Annotated in this window: 7 protein-coding genes and 1 pseudogene; 6 read left to right on the forward strand and 2 right to left on the reverse strand. The window is 77.2% G+C overall.

The features are described from left to right. Nucleotides 1-43 precede the first annotated feature (43 nt). Together ACWENR_RS16905 and ACWENR_RS16910 are read right to left on the reverse strand one after the other, a co-directional pair. Nucleotides 44-616: a TetR/AcrR family transcriptional regulator gene (locus ACWENR_RS16905; protein ID WP_452277917.1), complete on the reverse strand. Its 573-nt coding sequence runs from the start codon at nucleotides 614-616 to the stop codon at nucleotides 44-46. A 253-nt stretch (nucleotides 617-869) separates the two neighbouring features. After that, nucleotides 870-1,250 (reverse strand): VOC family protein, encoded by a 381-nt coding sequence (locus ACWENR_RS16910; protein WP_452277918.1) that lies wholly within the window; start codon nucleotides 1,248-1,250, stop codon nucleotides 870-872. Between the two features lie 177 nt (nucleotides 1,251-1,427). Here ACWENR_RS16910 and ssd point away from each other — a divergent pair, with 177 nt between their 5' ends. The 6 genes and pseudogenes from ssd to ACWENR_RS16940 all read left to right on the forward strand — a co-directional run. Next, nucleotides 1,428-2,531, forward strand: a complete 1,104-nt coding sequence (gene ssd, locus ACWENR_RS16915) for a septum site-determining protein Ssd (RefSeq protein ID WP_452277919.1) — start codon at nucleotides 1,428-1,430, stop codon at nucleotides 2,529-2,531. Then, complete coding sequence (locus tag ACWENR_RS16920) at nucleotides 2,528-3,739, forward strand: TadA family conjugal transfer-associated ATPase (RefSeq protein WP_452277920.1); 1,212 nt, start codon at nucleotides 2,528-2,530, stop codon at nucleotides 3,737-3,739. The genes ssd and ACWENR_RS16920 overlap by 4 nt, the downstream gene beginning before the upstream one ends. Beyond that, nucleotides 3,736-5,058, forward strand: a complete 1,323-nt coding sequence (locus ACWENR_RS16925) for a hypothetical protein (protein ID WP_452277921.1) — start codon at nucleotides 3,736-3,738, stop codon at nucleotides 5,056-5,058. Before ACWENR_RS16920 ends, ACWENR_RS16925 begins: the two co-directional genes overlap by 4 nt. Then, the gene (locus ACWENR_RS16930; protein ID WP_452277922.1) at nucleotides 5,058-5,846 is read left to right on the forward strand and encodes a type II secretion system F family protein; all 789 of its coding nucleotides are present in this window, start codon (nucleotides 5,058-5,060) and stop codon (nucleotides 5,844-5,846) included. Before ACWENR_RS16925 ends, ACWENR_RS16930 begins: the two co-directional genes overlap by 1 nt. A 63-nt stretch (nucleotides 5,847-5,909) precedes the next feature. Then, a complete protein-coding gene (locus tag ACWENR_RS16935; protein WP_208418639.1) occupies nucleotides 5,910-6,038 on the forward strand; it encodes a DUF4244 domain-containing protein in 129 nt (42 codons plus the stop codon). Continuing rightward, nucleotides 6,035-6,247: pseudogene (locus ACWENR_RS16940) on the forward strand (TadE family type IV pilus minor pilin); the annotation flags it as partial. The gene ACWENR_RS16935 and the pseudogene ACWENR_RS16940, both read left to right, overlap by 4 nt.

Consider the following 6,247-nt stretch of genomic DNA (forward strand, 5'->3'; position numbering starts at 1 on the left):
ACAAAATTAGGGTGTGAGATGGCGGCGGCCGGAGCCGCCGCTGTCAGACCGCGTCGAGGGCGGTGTCGGCGACCGCCCGCAGGGTGGCGGGATCGGCGCCGCCGCGAGCGAGGACGCGCATCCCGCTGATCGTGGCGACGACGAAGCGGGCGAGGGTGGCGGGGTCCTTGTCCGCGTCGATCTCCCGCCGGCGCTGGCCTGCCTCTATCGCCAGGCGGAGGGCCGTGAGTCGCCGATCCTGGTCGCGTTCGAGTCGGGCGGCGATCTCCTCGTCGTGCGGCGCCAGCTCGATGATGGAGTTGACCACCAGGCAGCCGACCGGGTCTCCGGGCTCGGTCTCGGCGGCCCGCCACAGGAGGGTGCGGATCTTCTCCCGGACCGGCAGGTCGCTCTCCAGCAACTCGACGATCGAGGCGGTGCGGCTCGCCATGTAGCGCAGCAGCGTCTTCTCGAACAGTTCGTGCTTGCTCTTGAAGGTGTTGTAGATGCTGCTCCGGCCCAACCCGGTCGCCTCGCACAGGTCTTCCGTCGAGGTCGCCTCGTAGCCGGCCGACCAGAACGCCCGCATGGCCGCATCCAGCACCTGGTCCTCGTCGAACGCCTTCGGTCGCGCCATGCCCCGTACCGTAGCAGTTCTGGAATGTACGGTACAGAACAGTGATCGGTGGCGCCGCTCACCGAGCCGGTCGCGGGCGCCGGACCACCCTCGACGCCGACGTCCTCGCCCTGCAGGAGGTCGACCGCGACCAGAGCCGACGTCGTGCCGCGGTCCCACCGAGCGCACGCAACTGTTCCTGACGCCGCCTTCCCTTCTGGTCGGCGACGGCGGCCAGCCGGACCGCGTCAGAGGTGGCTGACCGCGCACCCCGTCACGGCCAGGTCCTGGCCTCGGCGTCGAAGACCTCCGGCGGGCTCTCCACCGGTAGGACGCAGACCAGGTGTCCGCCGGGCACGCGCAGCACGCGGCACTCCTGCCACCGCGCGACCTGGGTGGCGCCGAGGGCGATCAGCCGGGCGGTCTCCGCCTCGACGTCGTCGGTCTCGAAGTCCAGGTGGAAGCGGGGCTCGTCGTCGACCACCTGCACGGCGGCGACCAGCCCGGGCAGGGCGTCGTGCAGGCTGATGAACTGCGGATATCCGGCGTCGGGCTCGGCCGGGACGCCGAGGGCGGCAGACCAGAACGCCGCCGCCCGGGCGGCCTCCGCCCGCGGCGTGTCGATCAGGATGGCGTACACGCGGCTGCGGTGCATGCAACGCAGGCTATCGATCCGTACGGCCGGCGGCCATAGCAGATCGACTCGCCCGGTGGGCGTTGTCCACAGGTGCCGAAGTTGTCCACAGGCGGCCGGCGAGGGACGGCGGCCGGTGACGGGTCAGGAGCAGGGTCACGGGACAGCAACCCAGGAGCCCGACCGCTGGAGGCCGCGATGCCACCCCGTACCTCCGTCCCGCCGCACCGGCGCCTGCCGCTGCTCGTCACCTCGGACGGCGATCTGCTCGACGACCTCCTCCGGCTCGCCGCAGCGGGCGGCGTCGAGGTGGAGCTCGCCGCCGACCCGGCGGCGGCCCGGACCCGCTGGCTGCCCGCGCCGCTGGTGCTGGTCGGCGTCGACCAGGCCCAGCAGTGCCTGCGGGCGCGGCTGCCGCAGCGGCCACGGATGGTGCTGGTCGGCCGGTCCGGTCAGCCCGATCCCGGCTTCGAGGTCGCCGAGCTGATCGGCGCCGAACACGTGGCGGTCCTGCCGGCGGCCGAGCCGTGGCTGGTCGACCGGTTCGCCGAGTGCGGCCCGGACGGCGTCGACCGGGGCGGAGCACGGATCACCGCCGTGCTGGGCGGGCGCGGCGGCGCGGGCGCGAGCATCCTGGCCGGCGGGCTCGCGGTGACCGCCGCGCGCGCCCGGCTGCGCACCCTGCTCGTCGACGCCGACCCGCTCGGCGGCGGGCTCGACCTCGTGCTCGGCTGGGAGCAGCTCGAAGGGCTGCGGTGGCCGGCACTGACGGACGCCGACGGCCGGGTGGACGCCCCGGCGCTGGTGCGCGCCCTGCCGAGCCGGGGCGACCTGGTGGTGCTCTCCTGGGACCGGGGCGACCTGCTGGCCCTGCCCGCCCAGGCGATGGCGGCCACGATCGACGCCGCCCGGCGCGGCCGGGACTTCGTGGTGGTGGACCTGCCCCGCCAGTTGGACGACGCGGCAGTCACCGCCCTCCAGGCGGCCGACCAGGTGTTCGTCGTCGTACCGGCCGAACTGCGGGCCACCGCCGCGGCCACCCGGGTGGTGGCGGCCGCCGCACCGCACTGCGCCGCGATGTCGGTGATCGTGCGCGGGCCCGCGCCGGGCCGACTCGGGGCCGCCGAGGTGGCCCGCGCGCTGGGGCTTCCGCTCGCCGGCACCCTCCGTCCGGAGCCGGCGCTGGCCCGGGGGCTGGAGCGGGGCGAGGCGCCGACCGCCCACGGCCGGGGCCCGCTCGCCTCCCTCTGCCAGCGCATCGTCGCCGAGCTGACCGGCGCGCCCACGGCGGGTGCGGCATGACCGGGCCCACCGAGGGCGAAACCCTCGCCTCCCGGGTGCGACAGCGGATCGCGGCGGCGGCAGCGCCCGTCACCCCCGCCGCGATCGTCTCCGCCGTACGCGCCGAGCCCGCCGCCGCCGTGCTCGGGGACACCGCCCTGCTGCGGATGGCCGACCGGGTGCGCGACGACCTCGTGGGGGCCGGTCCGCTCGCCCCGCTCCTGGCCGACCCGGAGGTCACCGACGTGCTGGTCAACGGCGTCCGGGTCTGGGTGGATCGCGGGCAGGGCCTGCACCAGGTAGCGGTGCCGGTCGGCACGGTGGACGACGTGCGCCGGCTCGCCCAGCGGCTGACCGCCAGCGCGGGCCGGCGGCTCGACGACGGCTCCCCGTACGCGGACGCCCGGCTGCCCGACGGCACGCGGCTGCACGCCGTGCTGCCGCCGGTGGCGACCGACGGGCCCTACCTGTCCCTGCGGACGTTCCGGCAGCGACCGTTCACCCTCGACGAGTTGGTGCGCCAGGGGACGGTGCCGCGACCGGTGGCGCCGGTGCTCTCCGCCGTGGTGTCGGCCCGGCTGGCGTACCTGGTGACCGGCGGCACCGGCTCGGGCAAGACCACCCTGCTGAACACGCTGCTCGGGCTGGTGCCGGCCACGGAGCGGATCGTGCTGGTGGAGGACGCGGCCGAGCTGCACCCCCGGCATCCGCACGTCGTCGGGCTGCAGGCCAGGACGGCCAACGTGGAGGGCTCCGGCGCGGTGGGGCTGACCGACCTGGTCCGGCAGGCGCTGCGCATGCGGCCCGACCGGCTGGTGGTCGGCGAGTGCCGGGGCGGTGAGGTGGTCGACCTGCTCGCCGCCCTCAACACCGGCCACGACGGCGGCGCCGGCACCCTGCACGCCAACGCTCCGTCGGACGTGCCGGCCCGGCTGGAGGCCCTCGGCATGCTCGGCGGGCTGCCCCGCCCCGCGCTGCACGCCCAGGTGGCCGCCGCCCTCCAGGTGGTGCTCCAGGTGCGGCGGGGCGAGCGTGGCCGGGTGCTGGAGTCGCTGTGCCTGCTCCTGCCCGAAGGGGCGGACCGACTGGTCACCGCGGTTCCCGCCTGGACCCGCGGGCGCGGCCTCGGCCCGGCCGCCCGCGAACTCGCCGCGCTGCTGCGGGAGCGCGGCGTGCCGGTGCCGCCGGTCCTGCGCGAGCCCTGGCCCGGGTCGGCGGGGCCACAGTGAGCGCCCCGTACGCGCTGCTGGCGTTGCTGGCGATCGTCGCGGCGGTGGTCGTGGCCAACCTGCTGGGCGGCCTTCGGGGCCGTCGGCGCGTGCTCTCCGGCGAGGCGTACCGGAAGGCGGGGGCGGACGACCCGCTCGTCGACTGGATCGCCGAGCTGCGGCAGGCGTCCGGCCCGGACCACCGCCCCACCGGTGCTGACCACCCCGCCCCTGCGGATCACGCCACCCCTGCGGTCCGCGTCGCGCCTCCGGGCCGGGCCACCCCTGTGGGCGGCGTCGCCACGACACCCGCCACCGGCGCTGTCGGGGCGTCGGCCGGGCGGCAGGCGGAGCGTGACGTCGTGTTCGAGGCGGTCGCGCCCCCGGCCCTGCCTGCCGTCGTTCGGGTTGCCGCCGCGCACGGCACGTCGGCGAGCGGGCGCGAACCGGGCGGTGGGGCGCAGTGGGCGCTGCGCAACGTGGCGGACCGGCCGGCCTGGTCCTGGCCCGTCGGCGGGCATCCGGGCCCGTCCCGGCCGGCGGGACCGGCTCGACCGCCGGCCCGTCGGGACCCACGACGCCCCGCCGGCACACCCGCCCCGACGGCGGCACCCCGCCGGCCCGACCGGCGGCAGACCGCCCCGGCCGGCGGGGAGAGCCGGTCGGGCGTGCGGGGCCTGTCGCCGAGGCGCACGCTGCTGCTGGCGGGGCTAACGGGCACCGCGACCGGGCTGCTGCTGGCCGGGCCGGTCGCGGCGGTGGCCCTCGGCGGCTACGGCACGCTCGCCGTCCGCGCCGTGCTGCGGCGACAGTCGGGCCGGCGCGCGGACCGCGCGCGGCGCCACCGGCTGGACCAGCTCTGTGGGCTGGCCGCCGATCTCCGCGCCGGCCTGCCGGTGCCGGTCGCCGCCGAGCGACTCACCCTCGGGCAGCCCGGCCCTCCCGCCGGGAGTGGCCGGGACGACGCAATTGCCGGCGATGGCCGGCGGGACGGCTCGGACCGGCTGGAGCGGCTGGCCCGGGCGGCCGTACGCCTCGCCGACCGGACGGGCGCGCCGCTGGCCGAGCTGCTGGAGCGCATCGAGGCGGACGCCCGCTCGTCCGACCGGGGCCTCGCCGCGGCGGACGCCCAGGCGGCCGGGGCGCGAGCCACCGCGCTGCTGCTCGCCGCCCTGCCGCTCGGCGGCATCGGGCTCGGCTACGGCATCGGCGTCGATCCGGTGGCGGTGCTGCTGCACACCCCGGTCGGCGGCGCGTGCGCAGTCGCCGCCGTCGTTCTCCAGGTCGCGGGACTGTTCTGGGCCGAACGGCTGGGCGCGACGTCGGGGCGGGTGGCCTGATGTCCCGCGCGGTGCTGGTCGCGGGCTGCCTGGCGGCGGTGGCCCTGCTCGTCATGGCGCTTCTCGCCGGACGGCGGCCCCTGCGCCGACTGCGCGCGCTGGGCGCGGCGCCGCCCGGCGTACGCCCGGCCGACACGGCTCGGGTCGGGTCCGGGACCGGCGACGACACGCCGGAGGCCGCGCGGTCCTGGCGACGGCCGGACGCCGTCCGGCTGGCGGCCGGGCTGGGTGGCCTGGCCGTGGCCGTCGTCTTCGACGGCTGGCCCGGGCTCCTGGCGGCCGGGCCGGCGGCCCTGCTGCTCGACCGGCTGCTGCGCCGGATCGAGCCGCCGGCCGTACGCAGACGACGACTGCGCGAGGCCGCCGACCTGCCACTCGCCGCAGACCTGCTGGCGGCGGCGATGCGGGCGGGCGCGCCGGTGGACAGGTCCGTCCTGGCCGTGGCGGAGGCGCTCGACGGGCCGCTCGCCGACCGGCTCGCCCGGGTCGGCCGGTTGCTGCGACTCGGCGGCGGCCCGGAGGAGGCGTGGGAGCCGCTCGCGTCGGTGCCGGGCGCGGAGCGGCTCACGGCAGCCGTCCTTCGCTCCTCGAACAGCGGTGCCGCGCTGGCCGGCGCGCTGACCCGGCTCGCCGACGACCTGCGCGCCGACCGGTCCACGGCTGCCGAGGCGGCGGCCCGAAGGGCGGGCGTGCTCATCGTGCTGCCGCTGGGGCTCTGCTTCCTGCCGGCCTTCATTCTCGCCGGCCTTGTGCCGGTGGTCGTCGCCGTCCTCGGCGACGTGCTCTGATCACCATCGAGAAAGGACAGTAAGGTGCGCAAGCTCCTCTCCCGCCTACGCGGGGACGCCGGGATGAACACGGCGGAGTACGCGGTCGGCACCCTGGCCGCCGTCGCCTTCGCCGGGATCCTGCTGAAGGTGCTGACCTCCGGCAACGTGCAGTCCGCGTTGACCGCCGTCATCGACCGGGCACTCAAGTGAACGGGCGCCGGCGGGCCGGCCACGACCGGGGTTCCTTCACCGCCGAACTGGCGGCCGGCCTGCCGGCGCTCCTGCTGCTCCTGCTCGCCGGGCTGACCGCCGTGAACGCCGTCGGCACGCGGGCGGGCTGCCTGCAGGCTGGACCGCAAGCCGGCGAACCTCTCCGGCGGTCAGCGCCAGCTGGTGGCGATGGGCCGGGCGATCGTCCG

The sequence above is a fragment of the Micromonospora sp. NPDC004336 genome, assembly GCF_053602615.1.